Origin of the sequence: Gilliamella apicola, from assembly GCF_000599985.1 — a bacterium.
GTDB lineage: Bacteria > Pseudomonadota > Gammaproteobacteria > Enterobacterales > Orbaceae > Gilliamella > Gilliamella apicola.
On the sequence record NZ_CP007445.1, the window covers coordinates 1,290,611 to 1,315,866 of the forward strand.

24 protein-coding genes and 1 pseudogene are annotated in these 25,256 nt (G+C 28.7%); 23 read left to right on the top strand and 2 right to left on the bottom strand.

Annotated elements, in window-relative coordinates; translation table 11 throughout:
• The first annotated feature begins 140 nt into the window (after positions 1–140).
• The 8 genes from GAPWK_RS05980 to GAPWK_RS06010 all read left to right on the top strand — a co-directional run bounded on the left by GAPWK_RS05980 (position 141) and on the right by GAPWK_RS06010 (position 7,052).
• Positions 141–536 (top strand): hypothetical protein, encoded by a 396-nt coding sequence (locus tag GAPWK_RS05980; RefSeq protein WP_025315349.1) that lies wholly within the window; start codon positions 141–143, stop codon positions 534–536.
• A gap of 317 nt (positions 537–853) precedes the next feature.
• A complete protein-coding gene (locus GAPWK_RS14775; protein WP_025315350.1) occupies positions 854–2,062 on the top strand; it encodes an SMI1/KNR4 family protein in 1,209 nt (402 codons plus the stop codon).
• Between the two features lie 358 nt (positions 2,063–2,420).
• Positions 2,421–3,128, top strand: a complete 708-nt coding sequence (locus tag GAPWK_RS05990) for a hypothetical protein (RefSeq protein WP_025315351.1) — start codon at positions 2,421–2,423, stop codon at positions 3,126–3,128.
• A gap of 185 nt (positions 3,129–3,313) precedes the next feature.
• Entirely contained in the window at positions 3,314–4,039 is a 726-nt protein-coding gene (locus tag GAPWK_RS05995; protein WP_025315352.1) for a hypothetical protein, read from the top strand.
• A gap of 184 nt (positions 4,040–4,223) precedes the next feature.
• Positions 4,224–4,976, top strand: a complete 753-nt coding sequence (locus GAPWK_RS06000; protein ID WP_025315353.1) for a hypothetical protein — start codon at positions 4,224–4,226, stop codon at positions 4,974–4,976.
• A gap of 317 nt (positions 4,977–5,293) precedes the next feature.
• A complete protein-coding gene (locus GAPWK_RS06005) occupies positions 5,294–5,674 on the top strand; it encodes a hypothetical protein (protein WP_025315354.1) in 381 nt (126 codons plus the stop codon).
• Between the two features lie 795 nt (positions 5,675–6,469).
• Positions 6,470–6,610 (top strand): hypothetical protein, encoded by a 141-nt coding sequence (locus tag GAPWK_RS14870; protein WP_158413582.1) that lies wholly within the window; start codon positions 6,470–6,472, stop codon positions 6,608–6,610.
• Between the two features lie 172 nt (positions 6,611–6,782).
• Positions 6,783–7,052 carry a DUF7710 domain-containing protein gene (locus GAPWK_RS06010; protein WP_025315355.1) on the top strand — a complete coding sequence of 90 codons (270 nt, stop codon included), beginning with the start codon at positions 6,783–6,785 and terminating at the stop codon, positions 7,050–7,052.
• A gap of 1,252 nt (positions 7,053–8,304) precedes the next feature.
• Here the strand turns inward: GAPWK_RS06010 and GAPWK_RS15325 are convergent.
• Positions 8,305–8,427 (bottom strand): hypothetical protein, encoded by a 123-nt coding sequence (locus GAPWK_RS15325; protein ID WP_269147122.1) that lies wholly within the window; start codon positions 8,425–8,427, stop codon positions 8,305–8,307.
• A 246-nt stretch (positions 8,428–8,673) separates the two neighbouring features.
• Between GAPWK_RS15325 and GAPWK_RS06020 the strand changes: the two genes are divergently transcribed.
• The 5 genes from GAPWK_RS06020 to GAPWK_RS06040 all read left to right on the top strand — a co-directional run bounded on the left by GAPWK_RS06020 (position 8,674) and on the right by GAPWK_RS06040 (position 12,806).
• Positions 8,674–8,964, top strand: a complete 291-nt coding sequence (locus tag GAPWK_RS06020) for an RHS repeat-associated core domain-containing protein (protein WP_025315357.1) — start codon at positions 8,674–8,676, stop codon at positions 8,962–8,964.
• 203 nt (positions 8,965–9,167) lie between these two features.
• On the top strand, positions 9,168–9,653 hold the full coding sequence (locus tag GAPWK_RS06025) for a CPCC family cysteine-rich protein (protein ID WP_025315358.1): 486 nt from the start codon (positions 9,168–9,170) through the stop codon (positions 9,651–9,653).
• A 724-nt stretch (positions 9,654–10,377) separates the two neighbouring features.
• Positions 10,378–10,884: a hypothetical protein gene (locus tag GAPWK_RS06030; protein ID WP_025315359.1), complete on the top strand. Its 507-nt coding sequence runs from the start codon at positions 10,378–10,380 to the stop codon at positions 10,882–10,884.
• A 725-nt stretch (positions 10,885–11,609) separates the two neighbouring features.
• Positions 11,610–11,993 carry a DUF2750 domain-containing protein gene (locus tag GAPWK_RS06035; protein ID WP_025315360.1) on the top strand — a complete coding sequence of 128 codons (384 nt, stop codon included), beginning with the start codon at positions 11,610–11,612 and terminating at the stop codon, positions 11,991–11,993.
• Between the two features lie 420 nt (positions 11,994–12,413).
• Positions 12,414–12,806 carry a DUF2750 domain-containing protein gene (locus GAPWK_RS06040; protein WP_025315361.1) on the top strand — a complete coding sequence of 131 codons (393 nt, stop codon included), beginning with the start codon at positions 12,414–12,416 and terminating at the stop codon, positions 12,804–12,806.
• Positions 12,807–12,943: 137 nt separating this feature from the next.
• Here GAPWK_RS06040 and GAPWK_RS06045 read toward each other — a convergent pair.
• Positions 12,944–14,025, bottom strand: a protein-coding gene (locus GAPWK_RS06045) for an IS3 family transposase (RefSeq protein ID WP_407919837.1) whose coding sequence is annotated in 2 segments (ribosomal slippage) — positions 12,944–13,770 and positions 13,770–14,025 — 1,083 coding nt in all. Because the reading frame shifts where the segments join, the coding sequence is not laid out codon by codon here.
• Positions 14,026–14,254: 229 nt separating this feature from the next.
• Here GAPWK_RS06045 and GAPWK_RS14200 point away from each other — a divergent pair.
• The 10 genes and pseudogenes from GAPWK_RS14200 to GAPWK_RS06105 all read left to right on the top strand — a co-directional run bounded on the left by GAPWK_RS14200 (position 14,255) and on the right by GAPWK_RS06105 (position 25,151).
• Positions 14,255–15,475 carry a leucine-rich repeat domain-containing protein gene (locus tag GAPWK_RS14200; RefSeq protein ID WP_025315362.1) on the top strand — a complete coding sequence of 407 codons (1,221 nt, stop codon included), beginning with the start codon at positions 14,255–14,257 and terminating at the stop codon, positions 15,473–15,475.
• A gap of 648 nt (positions 15,476–16,123) precedes the next feature.
• Entirely contained in the window at positions 16,124–16,525 is a 402-nt protein-coding gene (locus GAPWK_RS06060) for a hypothetical protein (protein ID WP_025315363.1), read from the top strand.
• 738 nt (positions 16,526–17,263) lie between these two features.
• Complete coding sequence (locus GAPWK_RS06065; RefSeq protein WP_025315364.1) at positions 17,264–17,905, top strand: protein-tyrosine phosphatase family protein; 642 nt, start codon at positions 17,264–17,266, stop codon at positions 17,903–17,905.
• 628 nt (positions 17,906–18,533) lie between these two features.
• Positions 18,534–19,013: a hypothetical protein gene (locus GAPWK_RS06075; RefSeq protein ID WP_025315366.1), complete on the top strand. Its 480-nt coding sequence runs from the start codon at positions 18,534–18,536 to the stop codon at positions 19,011–19,013.
• 216 nt (positions 19,014–19,229) lie between these two features.
• The gene (locus tag GAPWK_RS06080; RefSeq protein ID WP_025315367.1) at positions 19,230–19,628 is read left to right on the top strand and encodes a hypothetical protein; all 399 of its coding nucleotides are present in this window, start codon (positions 19,230–19,232) and stop codon (positions 19,626–19,628) included.
• 292 nt (positions 19,629–19,920) lie between these two features.
• Positions 19,921–20,370 carry a hypothetical protein gene (locus GAPWK_RS06085; protein WP_025315368.1) on the top strand — a complete coding sequence of 150 codons (450 nt, stop codon included), beginning with the start codon at positions 19,921–19,923 and terminating at the stop codon, positions 20,368–20,370.
• Between the two features lie 773 nt (positions 20,371–21,143).
• The gene (locus GAPWK_RS06090) at positions 21,144–21,575 is read left to right on the top strand and encodes an SMI1/KNR4 family protein (RefSeq protein ID WP_025315369.1); all 432 of its coding nucleotides are present in this window, start codon (positions 21,144–21,146) and stop codon (positions 21,573–21,575) included.
• A 1,392-nt stretch (positions 21,576–22,967) separates the two neighbouring features.
• Positions 22,968–23,300: pseudogene (locus GAPWK_RS06095) on the top strand (Imm8 family immunity protein); the annotation flags it as partial.
• A gap of 977 nt (positions 23,301–24,277) precedes the next feature.
• Positions 24,278–24,658, top strand: coding sequence for a hypothetical protein (locus GAPWK_RS06100; RefSeq protein WP_025315371.1), 381 nt, complete (start codon positions 24,278–24,280; stop codon positions 24,656–24,658).
• 166 nt (positions 24,659–24,824) lie between these two features.
• Positions 24,825–25,151 carry a hypothetical protein gene (locus tag GAPWK_RS06105; RefSeq protein WP_202961699.1) on the top strand — a complete coding sequence of 109 codons (327 nt, stop codon included), beginning with the start codon at positions 24,825–24,827 and terminating at the stop codon, positions 25,149–25,151.
• Positions 25,152–25,256: the final 105 nt, after the last annotated feature.

Here is a 25,256-nt window from a genome sequence, read left to right on the forward strand (position 1 = left end):
GGTAACATCAAAACGTAATGTACACGATGCATTCATCCGGTGGATTGAAAAACACCAGCTCGGTCGGCTGTGCAACCGCATATTGATGTTTGGAATAAAAATAAAGGTATATTGGATAATTTGTACTTGGATTATTAGCTATGGATAAAATTATATATGAGTGCAGTTCAGAAGTATGGAAAAATCGAAATAATGAAAATCATACTTGGTATGTTTCTGAAGATGAATTTAAATATAAGAAAGATGTTGCAGGCTTTAATCCTTGGAATAAAAATGAAGCAATTACACGAAAAAAGATGTATTTGATGGATGACTGTGTGGTGATATTTAGACCGGCAAGAATGGAAGATCGCATTAGTCGAAGTCGTCATAATCCTGTTATGTTTTATTTTATAGAAATAATGAATCAAGATGAATCTATAAAATTTACCTCTAGAAGTATTTATACTTGGGATAAAGTTATTGAGTTTGCATCTTGGTTTAAAGGATTATCGTTTATTGCAGCAACAAGAGTTTGGAAAGTGAAAAAATTGTAAAAAATAGTTGAAGTTTTATTTTTGAGATTCCGACCTTTTTCAAATTATATTTTATTTATTAAATGAGTATTTTAATGAATAAAATATAATTTACAAAATTAATACTGTTTCGATTTTTGTAGAGCAAAAAACTAGTTTTATAAATTTAAAAAAGTATAAAAGTACTAAACTAACTCGTCAATAATGCAGTTCGGCTTAACTTCTAGAAGCACTGATAAGGAAGGTATAAAAATTTATCGAACTGATGGAATTAGTGAAAACTTAACAAATATCTTAATTTTTTCGATACCTTTTTAATTCAATAAGGATATTAATGTATGAATGAGAATGAAAATATACTTGATAATTTTTTAAAAAATAGACCAACTTATCTTGATTATGAGGATGAACTTAAACTAATAGATATTATGATGAAGTTACCAATGGATTGGCTGATTAAAAATGAGGACGAATTTATTAACGCACTAAATGCTTTAGTTTATTGTCATACATTAGGTTTCGGATTTTTATATGAAGAAGAAAGTGATGATGTTATATTTGAGAATTTTTGTAACTGGCTAAGAGAAGTAGAGGAGAAAACGCATATATCGGTCATAGGATATATTGATGATCTTTCACCGGAAGAATTGGAGTTAGATAATTACAGAAGAGGAAAAAAAATAAATAGCAATAAATCTGATGAGAATGAATATCAGTTTGACAACAGCACTGATCTAGAACTCAATTCATTAACCTCAGATAGAATAGAAAATCAAGCCTGTATTTTTGAATCATGTAACATTAAAGAAGATAAAATGATTCAATCAAAATATCCTGTGCCGAAAAATATTAATAAACTGATTTCACAACTAAAATTAAAAAGAAAAGCATGCGAATCTTACGCTAATTTTTTAAAACAATACAACGTAATTGATTTTTATGGTTTAGATTATAGTTATTATATTGACCTTGAAGGGAAGAAATTGCCCCTGGAAGTGATTCTGGGATTCTCAGAAAAAGCAGGTGAAGATTTAATTGCTCTTAATGAGATGTGTTTAAAAAGAGTACCTAGGGGCTACTTCGCTATAGCAAGAATAAATCATGGAGATTTACTTTGTTTGGGTTACAGTGGTCCAATTTATTATTGGGATCGTAAAGTCAATGACTTACATTTTGATATGATGGTTAGATACGGGTATTTGGATCAATGTACATATTTAATGCCAGTAGCAGACTCATTTGACCAATTTTTATCCATGATTACTAGAACAAAAAATAAAGCTAATTATACTCAGAATGAAAATGAATTTAATCTACCGGATATTACTTTTCCGATAGAAGCATTAGAACTTTGGGAAGAAAATCCTAAAAGGATTTTTAGAGTCTCAGAACTATTTATACCGATATATATAGAAAAATTAGAAGCTTCTGAAAGAGGACGTAAAATATTAGCAAAATTCAAAACATTGACACTTACTGAAGAACAGCAGGAAGTAGTAGCAAGATTAAAAGAAGAAGGACTTTTGGCAGACGGCATTTTTGAATGAAAAGTTAAATTGTAATTACCATAAAAACAATAAGAAATGTAGATAACGTCAAAAAACAGTCAACTGTAACGTGTTTGTAGGTCAAGCAACCATACTATCTTATTTCCATTTAATTCATCGTTTCCATATTGAGTTTATATGAAAAAAATAAAAGAATATGTGAATAATTGAGACTAAATAACCTTTGAACTAAAAAAATGAATAAATATATTTTGGACTAAAATAAACAACTAATGACTTATCTTTTCCCTAACGGTAAAACTCAAATAGATTTTAGTAATAATCATTATATGCAAATATTTTATGTTATCTTGGAATAATTACATATTATATTTCGATTATTTTACAGGCAGGCACGATGAAAAATAAATATGAAGTTAGAGACAGTTCAGAGAATTTGATTTTTTCTTGTGATGATTTTATTGAATGTTATGATTTTTTAGGAGCAAGTGTTTGCTATTTGTTCGCATTTATAGGAGTGTCTGAACAAAACATCAATTTAATAATGGATGAGGAAATTTACTCCATTAAAAGTGATCAATTTGCTGATAAGTTTGTTGATTACTTTAGGTTTAGAGTACAAAAAATAATAAAATCACATAATGTATTATATGCTAAATTATATATTTTAGGCGGAATGTATAGAAGTGGAGCATTATCTTTACTTAAAACAGTAAATGAATTTGAAGAAAGAGTATGGCTTGATATGAAAGGCAGTTTGAAATATATATATATTTCAGCTAGTTATTTAAAGAATGGTTATCCTCGTACTTTAGATAAAGAAACAATTGTCATTGAGGGAAAATATATTCAAGATTACTATGCTTTTTTTTGTGAGCTAGGTTATGCTTTCCGTGGTAATTTTGGGTATATGGGATGGAATCTGGCAGGAGTTTCAGATCTTTTGTTAGATCTTGCTCGAAATAGAACAATTAATATTATCTGGAAAGATAGTGATTTATCATTTAAAGCGATTGAAAATACCGTTCCAGAAGACCATTATCAGTCAGTATCTAGTGATATTGTGATGACACTAAAAGAGTATTGTAATGTGATATTAGAATAATTATCTATTTTTTTACTAAATATTAAGATTTGGTTAACTGGTTTATGTATTGAATTAGCTACATTCAATATCGGTTATTAACTATAAATGTAAAGAGTTCTTGATGATAAAATCTAAGTAGGCTTAAATATTGACCAGTATAAAAGAATATTTGATATTATAATTGAATAATTACAGGTTATATTTTGATTATTTTACCGGTTGATGCAATGGAAAATAAATATGAAATTAGAAACAGTTCAGATCAATTGATTTTCTCTTGTAATGATTTCATTGAATGTTATGATTTTTTGGGAACACGTGGTTACTATTGGTACGCATTTGTAGGGGTGTCTCAACAACACGTTAACTTAATAATCGATGAGGAAACTTATTCCATTAATAATTCCCAATTCGCTGGTAGGCTTGATAGTGAGTTTACAGTACAAAAAATAATAAAATCACATAATATATTATATGCTGGTTTATATCTTTCTGGAGGAATGTATAAAAGAGGAGCATTATCTTTACTTAAAACAGCAAATGAATTTGAGGAAAGAGTATGGCTTGATATGAAAGGAAGTTTGAAATTAATATATATTTCAGCCAGTTATTTAAAGAATGGTTTTCCTCGTACTTTAGATAAAGAAACAATTGTCATTGAGGGAAAATATATTCAAGATTACTATGCTTTTTTTTGTGAGCTAGGTTATGCTTTCCGTGGTAATTTTGGGTATATGGGATGGAATCTGGCAGGAGTTTCAGATCTTTTGTTAGATCTTGCTCGAAATAGAACAATTAATATTATCTGGAAAGATAGTGATTTATCATTTAAAGCGATTGAAAATACCGTTCCAGAAAGCCGTTATCAGTCAGTATCTAGTGATATTGTGATGACACTAAAAGAGTATTGTAATGTGATATTAGAATAATTATCTATTTTTTACTAAATATTAAGATTTGGTTAACTGGTTTATGTATTCAATTAGCTACATTCAATATCAGTTATTAACTATAAATGTAAAGAGTTCTTGATGATAAAACCTCAGTAGGCTTTAATATTGACCAGTATAAAAAAATATTTGATATTATAATTGAATAATTACAGGTTATATTTTGATTATTTTACAGGCTGATGCAATGGAAAATAAATATGAAATTAGAAACAGTTCAGATCAATTGATTTTCTCTTGTAATGATTTGATTGAATTTTATAGTTTTATGGAGACAAACAATAATTATTGGTTTGCATTTACAGGGGTGTCTGAGCAGAATGTTAATTTAATAATGAACGACGAAATTTACTCCATTAAAACTGATCAATTTGCTGGTAGATTTTATTGTCAATTTACAGTGAAAAAAATTATAAAGTCACCAGATGTATTATATGCCTGTTTATCTCTTACTTCGAGAATATGCACTGAAATGTACTCAGAAATGTACAAAGTAGGGGCATTATCTTTCCTTAAAGAAGCAGATGATCTTGAGGAAAGAGTATGGCTTGATATGAAAGGAAGTTTGAAATTAATATATATTTCAGCAAGTTATTTAAAAAATGGTATTCCACGGACTTTAGATAAAGAAACAATTGTAATTGAGGGAAAATACATTCAAGATTACTATGCTTTTTTTTGTGAGCTGGGTCATGCTTTCATCGGTAAATTTGGATATATGGGAAGTTGTATAGATGATGTATCACAACTTATAGAAGACCTGTGCTCAAAAGATAGAAAGATTAATGTTATCTGGAAAGATAGTGATCTATCATTTAAGGCGATCGATAATACCCTACCAGTAAACTGTGAGATGTCTGCATCTGATTTTCTATTAGGGACATTAGAAGAGTATTGTAATGTAATTTTAGAATAATTATCTATTACCCATTTGTTGACCAAATATTAAAAATCAAATTACTGGTTAACTTTTGAATTAGTAGCACTAATATTATTTATAGAATTGAAATATCCATATGGTAATAAGTTTACACAGTTGGTGTTTATGGATTACCTTATAAATATCGCACAAAAGAATAATCAAATAAAGTATTTAAACATAATCTATTTTATGATACATATTTAAATATTGAGCGCTTTACTTAGCCGGAACAGATTTGGTTAAATGGCGGATATACAAATTATTATGCAGGAATGGGTATCATATTTTTTTACGATATACCTAATTAGAATATGAAAAATTATTTTTCTTTCGAAAATTTAAATAATAAAGAAAATATATCTTCTGATGAAAAGAATGTTATTTTTCATAATATGTTAAATACAATTAGAACAGGCGATTTATTATTATGTACAGATTCATTTTCTGAATTAATTTCTATTTTCAAGCATGAAAAATACTATATTGTTCATAAATTACTTATTTATAAAGGGAAAGAAGCTATATTGAAAGGAGACATGTTTAAAGTTTCTAAAGGTGAACTTGTTGATTTTATTAAAAAATCAATTGATACAGATGATATGAGAGAGTTTCTAATTACGCCAATTACTACAAGTAAAAATAAAGAAGTCTTATATTTAACAGAAGATTTATATTATTTATATGGATGTTAAGTGTTTTGTTATGACTAATAATGACTGTAAGCATGATTAGTTGTATTTCAAATTGACGCAGTGAAGCCTACCATAAAACATGCAATATGAAGTTGTCTTCAACCTACTGAATTAAAAGCGGATAAAGTCTCTCTAAATTACCACAGCTTAACCTCTGTGAACTGGAATAAAACTACGATGAACATGAATTTATCTGCATAGCAGTACCCAGTATTACCATTATGATGGTGAAAAATTTGCATCAAACAACTCAACGATAGCAACTATTAAAACTACATATATACGATGTGTTCGGCTGGTGCTAATAAAAAAATATAAGTTAGACTAAGGAAGTCAGTCTTGCAACTGCACCACTTTCTTGTAGGACGGACAACAAATAATTTAGGAAAGTGGCACAGATAAATGGCAAAGCCTGTATTTTTGAACGGGTGAAATTAGCTGTGAACCTCTGGTACTGATAGACAAAACCAATAGTTAGGAAGAACAAATTTACTATTTCTATGTCAACTGAAAGGCATGTTGGAGGCTATATTATGAATGAAGTCGGTGAAATCATGTGAGAATGCTTATACCAGCCATTGCAGAAAATAAAGGAAATTATACATACAAACGTTTAACAGAATCTGAGGTATCAGTGGCAGTATTTATAGACAGGAAAACTGGTTTACACTACAATATTTTAGTAATTAAGATCATGATAAAGATCGCTTTATCCGACTGGATTTGATTGGATTAACCAGCGAATATAATCTTTATTATGCACCGGATACGTTTATGTGAGTAGATCTATTTGGTTTGAGTTACACAACTAAAAATAATAGAAAATATACTGAACCAAGATTACCTGATAATGTCGATTTTAGCCAAAGTAATGTTGAAATTATTCATCGTTATCGGTATGATATTAATGAACCGACACACTTACATGTTAAATAAGGATGCCCTGAAACTAAAATAGGGCAAGTAGGTAAAGTGATAGAAGGATCCTCAAGTCTATCTTAATTCAATAAAAAGTAATAAATAAAAATAATCCAAAAAATAGAAAAATCGTTGATAATATTCAATGGTGATTTAGATTACAAATTTATGATGATTGAGTTATAAAATTATGTCAGATATATGGGTATTTAATGGAAACAAAGCTCATTTTCCTTCAGGCGTATTTTCTTCTTTAGAAAATGCTAAAGAATGGATTGAGAAAAATAAGTTATCAGGTATTTTAACGAAATATCCAATTGATATTGGAGTATATGATTGGGCTGTGCAAAATAATTTTTTTAGTCCAAATCATGAGAAACAAAAACTTCCAGCATTTATTGGTTCTTTTACAAGTGCTTCAATGGAACACTATCATTTTTTGGATGGTGAAGAAGACTAATATACTATTTATATTTCTTTAACATGAACTATCTAATAATTTAAATAATTTTTTGTAGTTTAATTATCTGTATAACTGTACTCATTAAATGAGCGCGCTTTATATTGTGAAGAAATTGATATAGTAAGCAGGTTTCAAGTTATTGTGGAAAATAATATGGAAACAGCACATATTTTGATAAATCTGATCTTGACATATAAGTAACAAAATTTGGACATAGAACATGGGCTGACTTAAATACTTTTAGTTACAAAACTCCTGATATAGGTCAGTTAACCAGACTGAGTCGATTAGAATAGCTAGTTGATTAAAGCTATATCAGTACCTACCTAATTTGCTCTCATGGATCAATCCTTTTAGTCTTAAATGTAGTAGAATAAAAAAATTGTCGCCAGGTGCTTAATAAAGCGAAATATTTTGTTGACATAGTCGTTCACAGCAACCTAATTGGCAATGGAAAGTTGGAAATGCCCAAAAAGTACAGTACAAGCAAATTACAAATATTCAAAGGATTTAGGTTTTTATTGATTAAATTATAAATTTACAGATGCCTATGGACATAGAAAATTATTGCAAAGCACACTACAGATCCTAAAGCATCAAGATTTTACGTACATGCAGGACAGCCTAAAGCAAATTCTGATGCTAAAGCACTCGATTTCAAAAATTATAGATATCTGGAAATCGATGATCCTGTAACCAACGATCATCATATATATTATGAAAATTAGTTTAAAAGAAAAATTAAATTTAACTAAAGGAAAGAATTATGTAACCAAACTGAATGGTATTAGTTCTTTTAATATATCATTTTTTAATGAGAATGAATTCATATGGCATCGGAAAATGCTAATGGAAATAAATAAAATTGATAATAATATCAAAAAAAAGGTTTTTAATTTACCTATAAATAGAAATGTACTGATGAGAGAAGTAGAAACTATATTGAATGTAAAAAAAGATACTATTTGTAATATGTTCTATTATGGGGATGTTTGCATATCCTTTTATATTGAAAATTTTTCTGATTTTCTATTAAGCTTGTTTTCGATAAACAGGACGTATGACTTTTCATTAGCACTTACGTCTCCTGATAGAGTAATTGTCTTAAGTGATAATGAGTATGATATTTATTTATATTATATTAAAAAATAAGGAATTTATATAATAAAGTTAATTAAAATAATAAAATGAAATTCAATGATTTATTATTTAACATTATAAACAATCCGTCACTGCACATCTTTTATTTTCATAACGATTGCCATCTTCTAACTAGGTCGATATCCATAGGTATATCGTCAGCGATATAAGTATTACAATTTGTTATGCTAACCATCGCATGACCAAAGTTTGCATCGAACAGTTGAACCATAGCGAATGCTACAGCTATGTCTACGATGCTCTCTACCAGCGGATTAAAAAACACCGACTAGACCGGGGCGGCAATCAGGAAGAACAGATCTACCACTTCCGTATAAACCTAAATTGTATACCAGAGGATCTGACGAACGAAGCCAGTGAAATCGTGTGAGAATGCTCATACCAGCTATGGGACAAACCGATACAGAAAATTGCCCATACACAGATACAACATAAACTGAGGTATCAAGGATAGTATTTGGACAGAAAAATCGAACTGCACTACAATATTTTCAGGTACTTCGATCGGGATATAGATCGCTTTATTCAGCCAGATTTGATCGGATTTCTGGTCGGTATTAAATTTTATCAATTTGCGCTAAATGTATCGACTTGGATTGATCCATGGAGAAGTTATAGTCTTATCAATTTTGTAAATTGGAAAGATTTAAATTCAAGAAAAAATCATCAACAAGAAAAAAAGGATTATAAACACATTTTGAGAAATACGGACACGAGTTTGGTAATATTACTTAAAATGAATATTTAATAAAACCAAAAGAATTTGCTACCAAACCTTTAACTTCGACAATGCAGGAAAAAAAGTTGGTAATCATGTAATCAAATATGATAAAAAATAGTGGTGAAATTTTTATAAGTCATTTAAAACAATGTGAGATTTTAACTTATTATCGACGATAAGCGAAGTATAGTTCCGTTCTAAGATGCAATTAACTCAGCGCGAGAAAAATTATGTGTATAGAATTTCTTCATAGTGAAGTAGTAAATTTTTTAAATTATAACTCTCTATTTACTTTAAATTTAGAAGATAGAACAATTACATTATATGAGGATGGATTCATCGATGAAGAATCTACAGAATTGTCTAAGAAGCAAATATTTAATAAAGAAATTTTGTATTCCTATCAAATTTCTCCTTTAATTAAAAATATATACTTAGAAAGTAAAATTAAAGAAATTACAGGTAATGATATAAAAATAATTGATCATCCAGACAGCGAAATTACTGGTATTTCTTGTATCTCATGTAGATACATTGTATACGAAAATTTTGATGATTCTATTTTTGAAATATGCCCAGTTTGTTATTGGCAAACAGATACACTGGATGAACATGGATATAGTAGATTAAATAAAGCCTATTTAAGTAATTACAAAAATACTTCTTCGTGTAAAGAAAAAATAAAGCAATTTAAAGATATATATGTAAGAAAATAGTATATCTATATAGTTAGTAAGATTAGCAGTATTAAAGAATATTGGTTATTTAAAAATATTCAGCTTAAATATAATTGTTTTAACTATATGACTATATCATTATGATAGCTTGAGTATATTTCAATTATTAAAATAGAAAGAAAATCAATAGTAAATGCTTCTAAGGTGTCACCTGTCGTATTAAAAGCTATAGAAATCATGTTTCCTGAAATACTCAACAATACGATGTTACATTATGTACTATATCTACAATACAAAAGAACTCCTATAGCAATAAAGTTTGCAATAATATGCCATATAAACCTGAATTTTATTATTTAGGCTTTTTTTGTTAGATAAATTTCAAAACCTACTATAATAATTTAACTACTACTAACCATATAAACCACTTTTTAAGTGTTATCAGATACTACATTCCTGATAGTGGTTAGTTTACTCAATCTAATATGAGTAAAGCAGGATATAATGCAATAAAGGGAATAGGAGTTATTCTAGCTGATCATCCTAGAAAACGGGTGATGATGCTATTCAAGGTAAAGTCGAAGCAATTTATGATTTTACTGTACCTCCATACCAGTTGAAAACCATAAAATATAGAGGGAAGATTGGATTGACGAAAGAAATAGGTGAAATCGTCCAAGAAACAAACTTCTAAGGAAGCTCATAATAAATTATTAGAATGGTTTAATAATAAACAAAAAGTAAAGAAATCAGGGTGGTGAATGTGGTTAAAACTATAGATGTTGATGTTGATTTTAATGGCATAATTATTTTTGATTATCCAGGTATACTGAGTCTTTTTGATGGAAAAATAAATGATGGAGAGAATATACTTCAACAATTTACAACTACAGATAAAGGAGACTTGGTTTTAGATAAGGGTATTGCGCTACCTATCATGGGTATTGATGATGGTGGGTATACAGTTAGGTTGTTTTTAAATGAAATTCCTAGTAATGACAATCGAAATGTTGTATTCAGTGATAAATATTTTTTTCTTAATGTTACAGGTAGTTTATATATTGCCGATATGGCAGCTTTTTGGGAATGGGAAGAATATACTGGTTGGCATAATTCTAACATTCCTAAAGGGATATATAGGGTTTGTTTAGAAGGAGTGCATCTAAAACAAAACGATGAAATTTCCTATTGTTATGATCTAATTTTAGAAAAGGTGGACAAACTTGGCAAACGCGATATTGAACCACGCTCGTATTCAAGACTTTACTAAATGATAAGTTGATTCAAATTTATATTTTATAAAAAGGTGATTTTAATCAGTTAAATTTAGAATGATTACTGACGTTATTTGACCACATTTAAATTATACCTATTATGTGTGTTGCAATACATTGAAGTGGATTAAATCGTTTGTATTAAAATCAAAGCTATCAGATGATTCTAATTACAGAACAGTAATTTTTAATGTCAAATCCTGCAAAATTTATAATGATATTGCTGTTGATACAATAAGTAAATTATGGTCTGAGTATATAAAAATAGTCTCAAGGGAGTATGTTTACGGAGAAACAGGGCTACACAACAATACTTTAAATAATACGATTCTGATATAAGTCGCTTTACTCATCCAGACTTAATGGTATCGCTGAGTAGTTTTAATCTTTTTCTGTTTGCGCCAAATGAATTAAATAGGATTGAACAGCGGAGATTAATATCTGGTCATATAGGGAACAAATAAGATTGTTTGAATTAGTAAAGTATCCAAAACAACCTAATCATATAAAAAGTTTGCCAAATAATGAAATGTGACATATAAAATATGGCAATAGAAAATTATACGAATGCCTGAGAATTCAAGAATTTCTAAACTCCCAAAAAGTATTAGCTCATATGAAAGGAAAAATAGCAAAAAATGAGTATTCCTATGAACATCCTGTTCTGCAAACCCATAATATCTACCTTTTAGAGCACAAGTATAAAGGTTATAAATAAACTATGAATAATATGAAAATATTAAATGTACAATCACTCAATCAAGTTAAAAGACTTGATTACTTCATCAGAAAGGTAACGGATTGTGAAGTAATTTGGGGTAGTTATGGAGAGAGTGGTTGGTTACTATTATCTGATAAAAATGGTAGAAAAATAGTACCTTTTTGGCCAGAAAAAGAATTTGTTAATGAATACAATGTAACTCATCAATATGAATATTTTCCCAAAAAAATGGATTTATATTCTTTTTTAGATAAATGGATAAATGGATTAACAAAAGATAAAATTAATATAGCAATTTTCCCTGTAATGGGAAAAGAGAGCATCATCATTACTCCTTTAGAGTTAAAAGATCTACTAGAGAATGAGTTAGAACAGTATGAATAATTTATATATAAAATTTAATAGATTGATTTTATAAATTTAGAACTCACTCAATTAAAAGTAAAAATCAATAAAAAATGACTTACTATTTTTAAATAGTATATTTATTATATCAGCTTGAATACTAAAATTAGTAAATCTAATAACAGAGGTAATTTGAGCGAATAATCCAAGGCTTCCTAATTTTATCAAAGGTTTGTTAAAAATTAAACACTGACAAAAAATATATTAAAATAGAAAAACAAATAGAAATCTATAGGTTATGATGTAGCACATATTCGTGCTTATAAATCACCAAAAAGCTAAGGATATCAATGTGCTGAATTATAGAATTCTGATTTACAAAGACAACTATATAAATATAATAATTCTAGTCGAAAGAATATACAGCACTTAAGCAAAAAATTTGAGGAATAATTATTTATGGAATTACAAGCTAAAGAAATAGAAGCAATGTCTAAAAAAGGAAGTAAAGATAGATATATCTATTGTATAAAAAGAATTGTCGATTCAGAACAGGCTTGGGTATTAGATGATGACGGTTTCGCATTATGTGGTCAAAATGGTAGTGACAAAGAAGTAATCATGTTATGGTCAGCGCGCGAATATGCTGCAAATTGTGCTTTTGATGATTGGAAAGATTACAAACCAAAAGCATTATCTCTTGATTATTTAATGAATGAATTCTTGCCTGATTTATCAAAGGAACAAATTTTGGTAGGCATTTTTCCTGTTCCTACCTTATGTGATACTCCAGTTGTAGATGCAAAAGATTTATTACGTGATTTAGAACACATCTGTAGTGAATATTTTTAAATTACAGTCGAGGAACAATATTAAGCTCTTTGGTATATTTTTTTTTGGATATAATAAAGAAATTTCACATAGAGAAAGCCAACATTGCTTTTATGAATGTAAATACCCCATTGTTAGCACACAAATCAAGTAGAAAATCATGCTATTTGCTTCATGTTTCTATATTCAATTGGTGTCATATTATTTAATGCTTCATGCGGTCTTTCTGTGTTATACATTTCTAACCACTCTTCGGTTATTTTTCTTACTTGTTCCAGATTTTTAAATAAATACAGATCTAATACCTCCGTTCGATATGTGCGGTTAAATCGTTCTATATAGCCGTTTTGATAAGGACTACCTGGTTTAATATAATCTAGGGTTATTCCATGTGATTTTGCCCAACTTGTAAATCTGTTTGAGGTAAATTCTGTGCCATTATCAACGCGTATTTTTAATGGATAACCGTGATATTGAGCCAGTCTGTCTAAATAACGGGTAATTCTACCTGCCGATAAACTGACCGCAATATCAATGCCTAATGCCTCTCGATTAAAGTCATCAATAACATTAAAGGTTCTAAATCGGCGGTGATTTTGAGAACTATCACTCATAAAATCCATTGACCAACATTCTCCCAAACGACTTGGTACTGATAATGGCTCTGGATAACGTTGGGGCAATCGTTTATTGCGTTTAGAACGAATATTGAGTTTTAACTGACAATAAACTCGATAAATCCGTTTATGATTCCACGTATATCCCAGTTTCCTGATTCGATGAAAACACTTAGGAAATCCCCAACGTAAATGCTTGTCTGTTATTGACTTAAGTAATGAAATAATCATAGTGTCATCTGCCGATTTAGGTTGATAGTAGTAAGCACAGCGACTTAAATTCACAATAGTGCAACTCATTTTAATTGTTATACAGTATTGTGACTGTAGTGTTTGTGCCCAACTCTTACGAACTGCCGTCGGCACTATAGCTTTTTTATTATTTCTTGCTGGAGCTGAGAAGTTAAACTTAATTCAGCATACATCTGTTTAAGTTTACGATTTTCAGCTTCCAGCTGTTTTAACCGCTTAATGTCCGATGATTGCATACCGCCATATTTATCTCGCCATTTATAAAAAGTAGAAACGGCCATACCATATTTACGGCAAAGCTCTTTAATAGGGATACCAACTTCAGCTTCTTTTAAAATGGAGACAATTTGGTGTTCCGATAATTTTTTCATATTGAAATTCTCCTTAAAAATATTATAGAGAATTTTCTACTTTTTTATGTACTATTTTAGGGGATAGTTACATGAACATTATATTTTAATACTCTAATGTTAGCGATTTATTTGGTTAAAAGTCAAATTATATGAATAAGCAACAATTGTAATGTGATTATATTCTCTCGTATTAATCGCCAGCAATTTACAAATCACAGATGCTGTTATTAGTAAGATATATATTAGTATGGAAAACTTTTGGGAATTACTAGATAAAAAAAAGATAAATTATTATTTTGAAAATAATAAAATTATAATTAATTCAAATTTAAATTTGAAAAAAAAGATTAAAGTATTACCTGATAATCTGTTTATTAATGGTGATTTAAATTTAAGTGAAACAAAAATACAAAAAATTCCAGAAAATTTGGTTGTTACTGGCAGTTTAAATTTGTCATTCTCTGACATTCAAGTATTACCCGATAATTTCTTAATAGGTGGTGATTTAGATTTGGCTGGTAGTAAAATTAAAATGCTGCCTAAAAATTTATCAGTAAAAGGTAATTTAAATTTAACAGGTACACTTATCAATGAATTGCCAGAAAATTTATATGTTGGTGGAGATCTATCTTTAACTAGTGCATATTATATTCAAACATTACCAAAAGATTTATCAATCAATGGCAATCTAGATCTAGCATATTCAGCTGTTAAGGTATTACCTGATAATTTTTCAGTGGGTAATAATTTGGATTTAACCTATTCGGAGCTTGAAGTATTGCCTGACAACTTATCGGTTGGAGGGGATTTAAATTTAGCAAATACAAAAATTAACACCTTACCACGAAATTTATTAATTGGTGGAAACTTAAATTTAATCAATAGTGAAATTAACAAATTGTCTGAAAATTTGTCAATTGGTGGCGATTTAGATTTAAGTAATTCTAATATTCAAGCATTACCAGAAAATTTATCAATTGGCGGAGATCTAGATTTAAGATATACCAATATTCGAGAACTACCTAAAAAAATCTGCATTAATGGTTCTTTAAATTTACGTGGTACAGATATAAGATCTTTACCAGATAATTTATCTATAGGGAAAAATCTAAGTTTAGCCAAAACACAAATTCAACTTTTACCTGAGAATTTATTTGTCGGAAAGTATTTAAATATTGAATCAACTCAAGTTACGCTATTACCACAAAATTTATCTGTCGGTAGTGGAATATATTTAGATATAGATAAAATACAAAATATAGTTTATAGAGAAAATAGTAAGGATAATTCAAAAATCATTTTTGCATGCTGGGTTAATCGGATGTTTTCCATTCAAACAGTTGGTTTTTTCGGTTCTCTTGAAAGTTTTGAAAAAATGGTTGATGAAAAATATTCTGATGAAATCGCTGTAATATACAAAAAATTAGCAAAGGAATGCGTTGATGAATTGGCTAAAAAATTAAATTAATTATTGTTGATTGGATATGATTTAATTAACCAATCAGTTAAATTAATATTAAACTTTCAACCAATTGAAACGATAAAATTATGAACATTAAATACCGATGAGTACAGCTATAAACTGCTAACGCCGATAGACTGAATTGGTAATCAGTAAGAACACATCTACTATTTCCATACATCGTTGAACAGTTCATACCGAAGGAACTGAAGGAAGAAGCTGGTGAAATCATCTCAGAAGCATACTTACCGCTATTAGGAAACAACTCTTGTACTTAATGCACTAATGTAAGTTTAACCCTATGAGTTAAGTTGCTCTTCTAAAGTCGTTAATATAAAAGTCATTAATGATACTAAAAGATTTTCAGGTAAAAATTTTCACTATGGTAACCAAGTTTTCAAATTAAATCGTGCTGAAAAAAATCATATTTCAGTGTGCCACTTCATATAGTATTTAAATGAAACAGCTAAAACTCAAAAAAGTTTTTTATCTAAAATATCTTAATAAATTATATTATTAATTAAATTGATGATGTATAGAATTGAAATATAAATCTATTAATAAACAAAAGAATATTGATAAATCATATTGAAAGTGTATCAAATAATATAAGATATGTTATAGATCTTAAAAATAACAAAACAGGGCAATTTTATGTATGCATATCCTCAAATTATTGTAAATACCTATATCAAAATTGGTGACGATTTCATTAATATTTTTGATTTTAATGGTCATATAGATAAGCGTGATTATATTGAAGGCTCTATAGAATTATTAATTTACGGAAAAAAACTTATTGATAGGTCAGTGTGGGATTATATTGTAGATCTCTGGTGTTATTTATCAGACGGATTATCAGTAGTTTATGATGGAGAAGAATTTAAAACCACTTATCCCGATCAGCCTATAGAAGTCAAATTTAAACCTATTCAAAGTAACCATAATATATTAGTTAGTGTAAAAATTGGTTCAGAAGAAAAAAAATTATTGTTGATAAAAAAGCTTTCTTATCAGCAATGTTGGATCATGCAAAACAATTTTTTGAACGTTTAGACATTATTGCACCAAAGGTAATACATGATTGCACATATCATATTAACCTTTTAAAAAAAATAGATTTAAATAGAAGAGATTAGGGCAGCTATTTTTAATCAAATTATTATGTGCTTGTATTCGAAAAGGTATTGTTGATTTTTCATGTTTAAAAATAGCTGATTATAATTCTGGATATTTAAAAAATGGTTGATTAACTGCTTCTTATAATCCAATAAAAAAACTCTAACCTGATAAAATATATAAATATTTTCTGAATAGTTAAATGATTATTTGAATATTTATTAAGAATTGATAAGGAATTAAACAAAAATTTTTTTCTAATTGTTTGTAGATAAATTTATATATTTTTTTCTTTGCATAATCGACCATATAAAAATGTAAAATTATACTCTAATAATCTATTATAGCTTTCTGATTTACTTAAGAAATAGGCATCCAACTCACCTTAGTTAATGGAAGTTGAATAAGAGCGGATTTTGTAGCAGTTGATAAACATAAAATTATCACATCTTTCAAGCTAAACAGGTATTAGCGAACTAACTAAAAGCCAAGCTGAATCCATTATTTTAGATATTAATAGCCCATCGAATACCGCCGGAGGATGAACAATTATTCTATCAAGAACTAAAGATAAATTTGAGCTATTGTAAATCCAACTGTACCGGGTGAATTGAATGATCGTAGTAGAATTGCATGATACAAGTTTGCATATATTAAGTTATTAAGGAGTAAAAAATGTCGGTGACAGCGGAATTAAGAAAATTGTTTGAAAATGAGTTGTATAATTATTTGAAGGCAAATCTTGTATGTGCTTCGAATATCAAATGTTTAAAAAAGGAAATATCCATAAAAAAAACCAAAGATAATGAAGCAAGTGGTCGCATAGGTTTCAGATTCTTAAATAATGCCTTTGGCTACACTCTCAATACAGGAGCTTATTCTCCTGAGTTGATTAATTTTTTTTATGAAGTAAACCCACCCTACAGCTCAAAGTTACCTAAAGGCATCGTTTATGCAATGAATACTTCAATGGAGGGTAGTTTTAAATCATTCGCTCCCAACTTTGGTGGTACCGTGGATTTACCAAGAAATGAAGAAGAGAGAAAAAAAGCTTGCGAATGGATTTATACTAAGGTGAGAGATATTTATTTGCCAAGAGTTATCAATCTTATTGAGTTAAAACCTGAAACTATAAAAGATATCATATTATTTCCAGACTATTACGCTTATCCTTTTTTGACAATTTTATACCTAATCAAAAAACACAATATGTCTTTATCAGATAAAGATATGGAATTGGTGTTCAGCAAGAGAAAAAGAATTTTAGGCAACAAATCATTTGATAAACAACTCTTAGAGAGATATCTGTCTAAATAAAGCCAAGAAAGAAGTCAACCTTTGCCAAAATTATATTATTCAATATGCGTTGAAAATCAATGTTGAAGATGAAAATGTATGTCTATTGATAATAGTCTGCGTAAACTTGTAGAGACATTTCAAATTAGTAATTCAAACTTAGGTGGAATGGAGTATTCTGATACGAAATTGAGAGCTGATAAAATTGACCTTCCATTAACTGGAGAAATTCTATACTTTTATTATTATATAGTACTTGAGGATAAGTCGATTTGGGTGGCGATTTATCTCTTCGGATTATCGAAAGAAATAAATTGAAAATATGCTTATTTAGACAGAGAAATTTGACTGTACATGAATACTTTTAGACATATGATATAAGTTATTTTAGCCAGCTAGATCCGATTGAATTTCAGGCGTATTACCTTTTTAATGATAAAAAAGTACGGAAAGAAATCAAAGTGAGGGTTAAGAGGGTCACTCTTTTTTATTTGAAATAGGTAGTTTGAAAGTTGAAATAGTGAATAATTTATTGATAAATTTTTTTTATAAAAAAGATGTTAAATTTAGCGATAAAAAGTAATGAATAATGTACAGATATAAAATATGTCCAAACTGGTTATAAAAAGAAATAATTATGGAGGTGTATATGGAATGGACCGGCTATTGGTATGGATTTTATACTAATAAACCCATAGATTTCGTATTTTCAGAATGGCGAAAAAAAATGTCAATTATTAATTATCAATATGATTATCGTCTTGAAAATTATAATGACGAGAAAAATTATGATAATAAGGAAAATATTTGGAATACTCTCTTTTGCTATAAAAATAAAGAAATGTTTGAGCATCATTTAGAAGAAGGCTATAACATTGATATGGATGGTGAAGGTTGTTTTATGATACAAGCCAAAAAGGCGCAATTTAGAGGAAGAGCTAATTTATTTGATGTTGTTGAAGATGATTCTAATATTAAATGTGCTCCTCATGATATAGATTTGCGTTTTAATAGCTTATTTTACTACTGTCTTGTATTACCTGAGGAGCCTGAATGTTCAAGTTTCAGTCAAAAGATACGTGGCTTTCTTATCAGTATTCTAGATGATGAAAATGATAAAGTTGAATAAAAAGCACTGATGGTGAGCCTAGTCGCATTAATCAACATATCATAGGCTAACAAACAGTATAAACAATAAATAATAAACAATGTACAGATGTAAAATATGGTCAGACAGGTTGTAAAAAGAAATAATTATGGAGGTGTATATGGAATGGACAGGCTATTGGTATAACTTTTATTCTAATAAACCCATAGATTTCGTATTTTCAGAATGGCGAAAAAAATGTCAATTATTAATTATCAATATGATTATCGTCTTGAAAATTATAATGACGAGAAAAATTATCATAATAAGGAAAATATTTGGAATACTCTCTTTTGCTATAAAAATAAAGAAATGTTTGAGCATCATTTAGAAGAAGGCTATAACATTGATATGGATGGTGAAGGTTGTTTTATGATACAAGCCAAAAAAGCAAACTTGAAAGGAAGAGCTACTTTATTTGAATTTGACGATAAACCTATTGATGATGATTTTACTTACGATATAGATTTGCGTTTTAATAGCTTATATTACTACTGTTTTGTATTACCTGAAGAACCTGAATGTTCAAGTTTCAGTCAAAAGATACGCGGTTTTCTTATCAGTATTCTTGATGATGAAAATGATAAAGTTGAATAAAAAACACTGATGGTGAGCTTAGTTGTACTAATGAACATATCATAGGCTAATAAACATATCATAGGCTAATAAACAGTACACACAATACCTAAAAAGTAACTAATATCTATATGTTGGTAGGAAAATTTTTTCATTTGAAATAGGTAGTTTGAAAGTTGAAATAGTGAATAATTTATTGATAAATTTTTTTTATAAAAAAGATGTTAAATTTAGCGATAAAAAGTAATGAACAATGTACAGATGTAAAATATGTCCAAACTGGTTATAAAAAGAAATAATTATGGAGGTGTATATGGAATGGACCGGCTATTGGTATGGATTTTATACTAATAAACCCATAGATTTCGTATTTTCGGAATGGCGAAAAAAAATGTCAATTATTAATTATCAATATGATTATAGCCTTGATAACAAGGAAAATATTTGGGAAACTCTCTTTTGTTATAAAAATAAAGAAATGTTTGAGCATCATTTAGAAGAAGGCTATAACATTGATATGGATGGTGAAGGTTGTTTTATGATACAAGCCAAAAAGGCGCAATTTAGAGGAAGAGCTACTTTATTTGAATTTGACGATGAACCTATTGATGATGATTTTACTTACGCTATAGATATGCGTTTTAATAGCTTATTTTACTACTGTCTTGTATTACCTGAAGAACCTGAATGTTCAAATTTCAGTCAAAAGATACGCGGTTTTCTTATTAGTATTCTTGATGATGAAAATGATAAAGTTGAATAAAAAGCACTGATGGTGAGCTTATTCGCATTAATAAACATGCCTTAGGAAAACAAATCACAGAGAAAACACCCAAAAGTAACTAATGCCTGTATATCGATAGTAAAATTAATAAAAGAAAAGCGGTTAATATTAAATGTGTGAATATATGTTTATTGATAATGCTTCACGCCTAATTACAGAAATATTTTAAAATAGTGATATTAGTTAGTGACATGGAATATTCTAATCGTGTTTAGATATAGAAAAGGACTGCACCGCGATACTTTCGTGTACTATGATTCAGATATAAATCGCTTTACCACGCAGGATCTGATAAAACTGGTGGATTAACTAAATATTTATTAATATGTGCCGAATTCGTTAAGCTAGATCGAGCCGATAGGATATAAAATATTTTAATGTTTTTGTGCAAAATAAAAAGTTCTAGAAAACGATTCAATAGAATTTACATGAAACAAAGTTTATTAACGAAATGATACATTTGATGCTAACTTGATAACAATCTGACGTGATAAGGGGAAAGTATTAGGTGATATTAACATTGAGCGAATAGCTACGGGGTGTGTACCTGTTGAATATGATGAAAATACGGTTAGTTTGCACTATATATGGCAATTTCAAAATGGCCAATTGCAGGAGTAGGTCAGACATTGCATAATACTAATAGTGAATTGATGCATATGAATTCGAACACAATCCCTTTAGAAATGATAGTATTGCATTTGATGAATGTTGTAGGCAATATTGGATAAACAAAATGAGTGGTTACTTATATGGATAGAGAAAAATTGATAGAACTCTTTGAAGAATATTCCGATTTAATAAACATGGGAACAGCTGATGATGCTCCTGGTAACGACTGGATTAATGCAGCTGAAAAAGCATTGTTAGTAAGTTTTCCTGCTGATTATAAATGGTTTCTAAATAATTATGGTGGTGGGGATATTTGTGGGGAAGAAATATATAGTATTTATTGCCTTCCATTTAATGAAGCCGTCGGTGGAGATATAGTTTATCAAAATACAATAGCTAATAATAATTTGCAATCAAACAAGATTGCTTTGTCCAATACAGATTTTGACGAAGAGTTCTTTTTTGATACTAATGATATGGAAAAAGTCTACATATCTATTGGGAATAATCGCCAATTATATGCCAGTAACTTTTTAGAATATCTTCAAAAACGATTACTTTCATACGTTTAATATTTTGGATCATATACAGATATAATTAACCTTCACTGTTTTGATGTAAGTGATATTAGTTATCCAGCAATAGTTGATTTGTTGGGATTGAATTAGCTAGTTAATGTATTGGGAACAGCATGACTGTGCGTATCAATATCTGTATTATACTTGAATTTATGCACTGTTTTATATCGTAGCCCTTGAAGTACTCGGCTTACTCTTCTTTCTGATTCCTTATATTATCTATCTCTGGCATTATGTATTAAACTCGGTAAACCTAAAAGATCTTTATGCAATCAGTACTGCTTTTTAATATACTTTTTAAGTTAGATTGGTTGAGTAGGTTTCTTTAGCCAGGCATAATAACCTGACTGACTCACATTAGATAATGATGGACAAATATTATTGGATAATGCATAAATGTGTTTCTATATAGCGGTACTTCATTGACTAGGATTGTAGATCAAGTATACATGCGTCTTTTTCAGAATATCATTCGCCATTTTTAGCTCTCTTATTTCCTTTTCTAAAGTCACGCTCTTCGGTATAAATTGCCTGCTCCATTTATTAACGTTGGTAGTTTCCTCGCTAAGACGATTAGTTAACTGATGATTTCTTTTTACATTAGATCCTCCGGTTGCTTGTTTAGTTAGATATAGAAAAGGTGATACTTTATCCTTCTAATATTGCTTAGGTAACTGATATCACTTACATCAAAACCAATATCTCTGTATGTCATTGATTTGTATGGACTACATGTAATTGGTTAGTAAATGAGTGTCGTTATAAAGACTTACATTTAGTCTGTTGTGTATTAAAATGTGCGTTATTTAGGTGTCATTCTTATAAAGATGTGTTAGTTCACAGTGACCCTGGAAGTCAGTACAACCGTAATAATATTAAACGTTTATTATTGCAATATTAATTAAGAAAAGGGTTTGTCGAAAAATAAAAGGTTGTGATAGCATGGTAGCCAAAAGATTTTTTTCTAGTTTAAAACCCATATATTCATGATGGAAGTTACAAAACGAGGGCATTAGCTGATAAAGCACTATTTGACTAGATTGAAACCTATTATAATGCATTAGTGTATTCATCCAATCGCTAAGTATTGCTGTATCAATATTAAAGACAGTATTACCTAAAGCATTATAAATGGAAAATACTGCCTGATATTTTTGCAATTATTAAAGTTATTTACTGTTTTTTAAATTTCGAAGATGGATTAAGACATTATAGACAGTACTCTGTTAAATAATATATCAATAAAAATACCTGATAACCTTGATGAAACCTGTATGCTAGTTAATTAAAAAGTAGGGTTATTACTCGGGACTGCTGGTCGAACAATGTTTACTTAGATATGGAGTAAAGAATGAAAATTAAAAAAAAAAATTTGAAGTAAAAGATTACTGGTCACCTGATATTTATAATCCTTGGGCATGGAATCCAGAAAATAATTCTGTTTTTTATTTATTGGAAATGACAATTGGAATTACAGGAGAAAATAAGGGAGATATTTATTCAGTTATTGTTGCAACACCTGAAGGTATACTTGATTTAAATAAAGCAATTATTAAAAAAGCAGAGTTATACAAAATATTATTAATCTATAAATATGACTGGAATCAAATTAGAAATATAATAGATGAAAAACTCGCTAGTATTCATCCTAATGAAGGGCTGCAAGCATACGATAAATTAGCTAATATGTTTTATTGGGAATATGAAGGCATGAAGTAATATTAATTATTATTTTTTTATTTATATAATGTATATTAAGTATATAAAAAACAATTTACTTCTATTCTAACGTCAATGGAAAACTAAAAGAATAGAATAATGAAGATAGTAAAATTGAATGTATGCAAGATTCCAATTATGGTGTAAATCAATATAAGAAACTACAGATATAATCATTTAAAATATTATAATATATACTCAGACACGGGCTATTTTACTCAACCCACTACGATTGGCTTAATAGGTCGTTTTAATCTGCGTCAATATCAACCTAATACATTAATATGGATTGAAGCGTGTAGTACGTTAGATCTTCTGATAAAAATTTTAAAATATAAACTTTTGTCTTTATCAAGAAAAATGTTAAAGAAATGGTCACCCATGTACAAAATGTAAAAACAGATCAATATCTCTTAAGAACACACCTTTAAATGACTTTGATAATGAATTCCAAAATGGAAACATAAGAAAGATAATACAATCAATAATAAGATAACAAAAAACCAGAGTTGAATTAATATTCTAAATATAAATCCCCATTTCATTAACGACAGAAAATAAAGAAAATGGTATATTGAAAATAGATATCATAAATTTTAATAGATTTAATTATGGATCCCTTAAAATTTTTACTGATAATTTATTTCTAAAAACAGAAAAGAGCGTTGGTAAATTTTAGCTAATGGAAAATGGGAAAGTTTGCTGATGAAATCAAAAAATCATCCAAACAAGGAAGCGATTAAGAAACTCATGTTTAAAGATCGGTTATCACGGAAAATCTAGTATAAGAATTTGATGAATTTTAGGACTAGGGTGTGATTCAAATAAATATCTGAAAACAGGAAAGCCAGACACAGATAGAATGGATTAGGATGATAGAAAAAATATTTGTTATCTTAAGAAAATATTGAATTATGATCCTGTTTAAGATCTGATCAGTTCTGATAATACGATAATTAGGGAGTACCATTACAAAAATGGAAATTATTCTAACAGCAAAATTGAATGATCATATAGTAGAGTTCGAATCTAATTTAGGTTATGGAACTGCCTATTGGAAAAGTAATGAACCGCCAATATTAAATACTCACTATAATATTGAATTAGATATTGATGATTTTTTTGAATGGGAAAAAAATATTACTATTGAAGAAAGAAATGAACCAAGAATTAATCATATTGATAATAAAATTTTTTTTAGCGCAAAAGTCATATCCTGCGAAGATGATGGTGTTTTAATTTTATCTCTTGCAAATGATATTGTCCTTATAGAATCGTCCGCCACATGTGAAATAAATGAATTCGTATCCTTTTTTACCACCCCTGATAATGTTAGACTTTATCCAATAAAACTATAAATTAAGTATTAATTAGCTATATCATGCCAAAAATTATATAGGCTTTAATATAGGTACCAGTCGGTTAAGTTTAAGAAAAATTATACAGGTGCCAAAAAATATAAAATATTGGTTGATATTGAATTAAATAATAAAAGAACTGATTTTTATAAAAGATGTAAATGTTATGAATGAGTGCAACTCTAAAAATACGGAAGAACTAAAAGATATTTTAATATTTTTAGAAGAGATTGTTGTAGTAATAGATAAGATAGGTTCTGGATTTGATAAAAGTAGTAAAACGGCAACAGCTTTGTTGCTTTTCTTTAATCAATGTAATGTATTAGATAAGTTAGCCAAAATAAGAAAATACTTATATCAAGAATTAGAATCTAGAATGGATCCTGATGAATATAATGAATGGATAGAAAAAGATATATCTTTTTGGAAACCTCCATATGAAAAAACAGTAGCGGAAATGTTGGAAATGTTAAATTCTGTGAAACTAAAATAAACATTATCGAGTGATATTACTAAATTGTGGATCAAAGATACAAGGTATCTGTAATATTTTGCGGAATTTATGGGTAAAATGGATGTTTTATTTCCAGAACTGAAG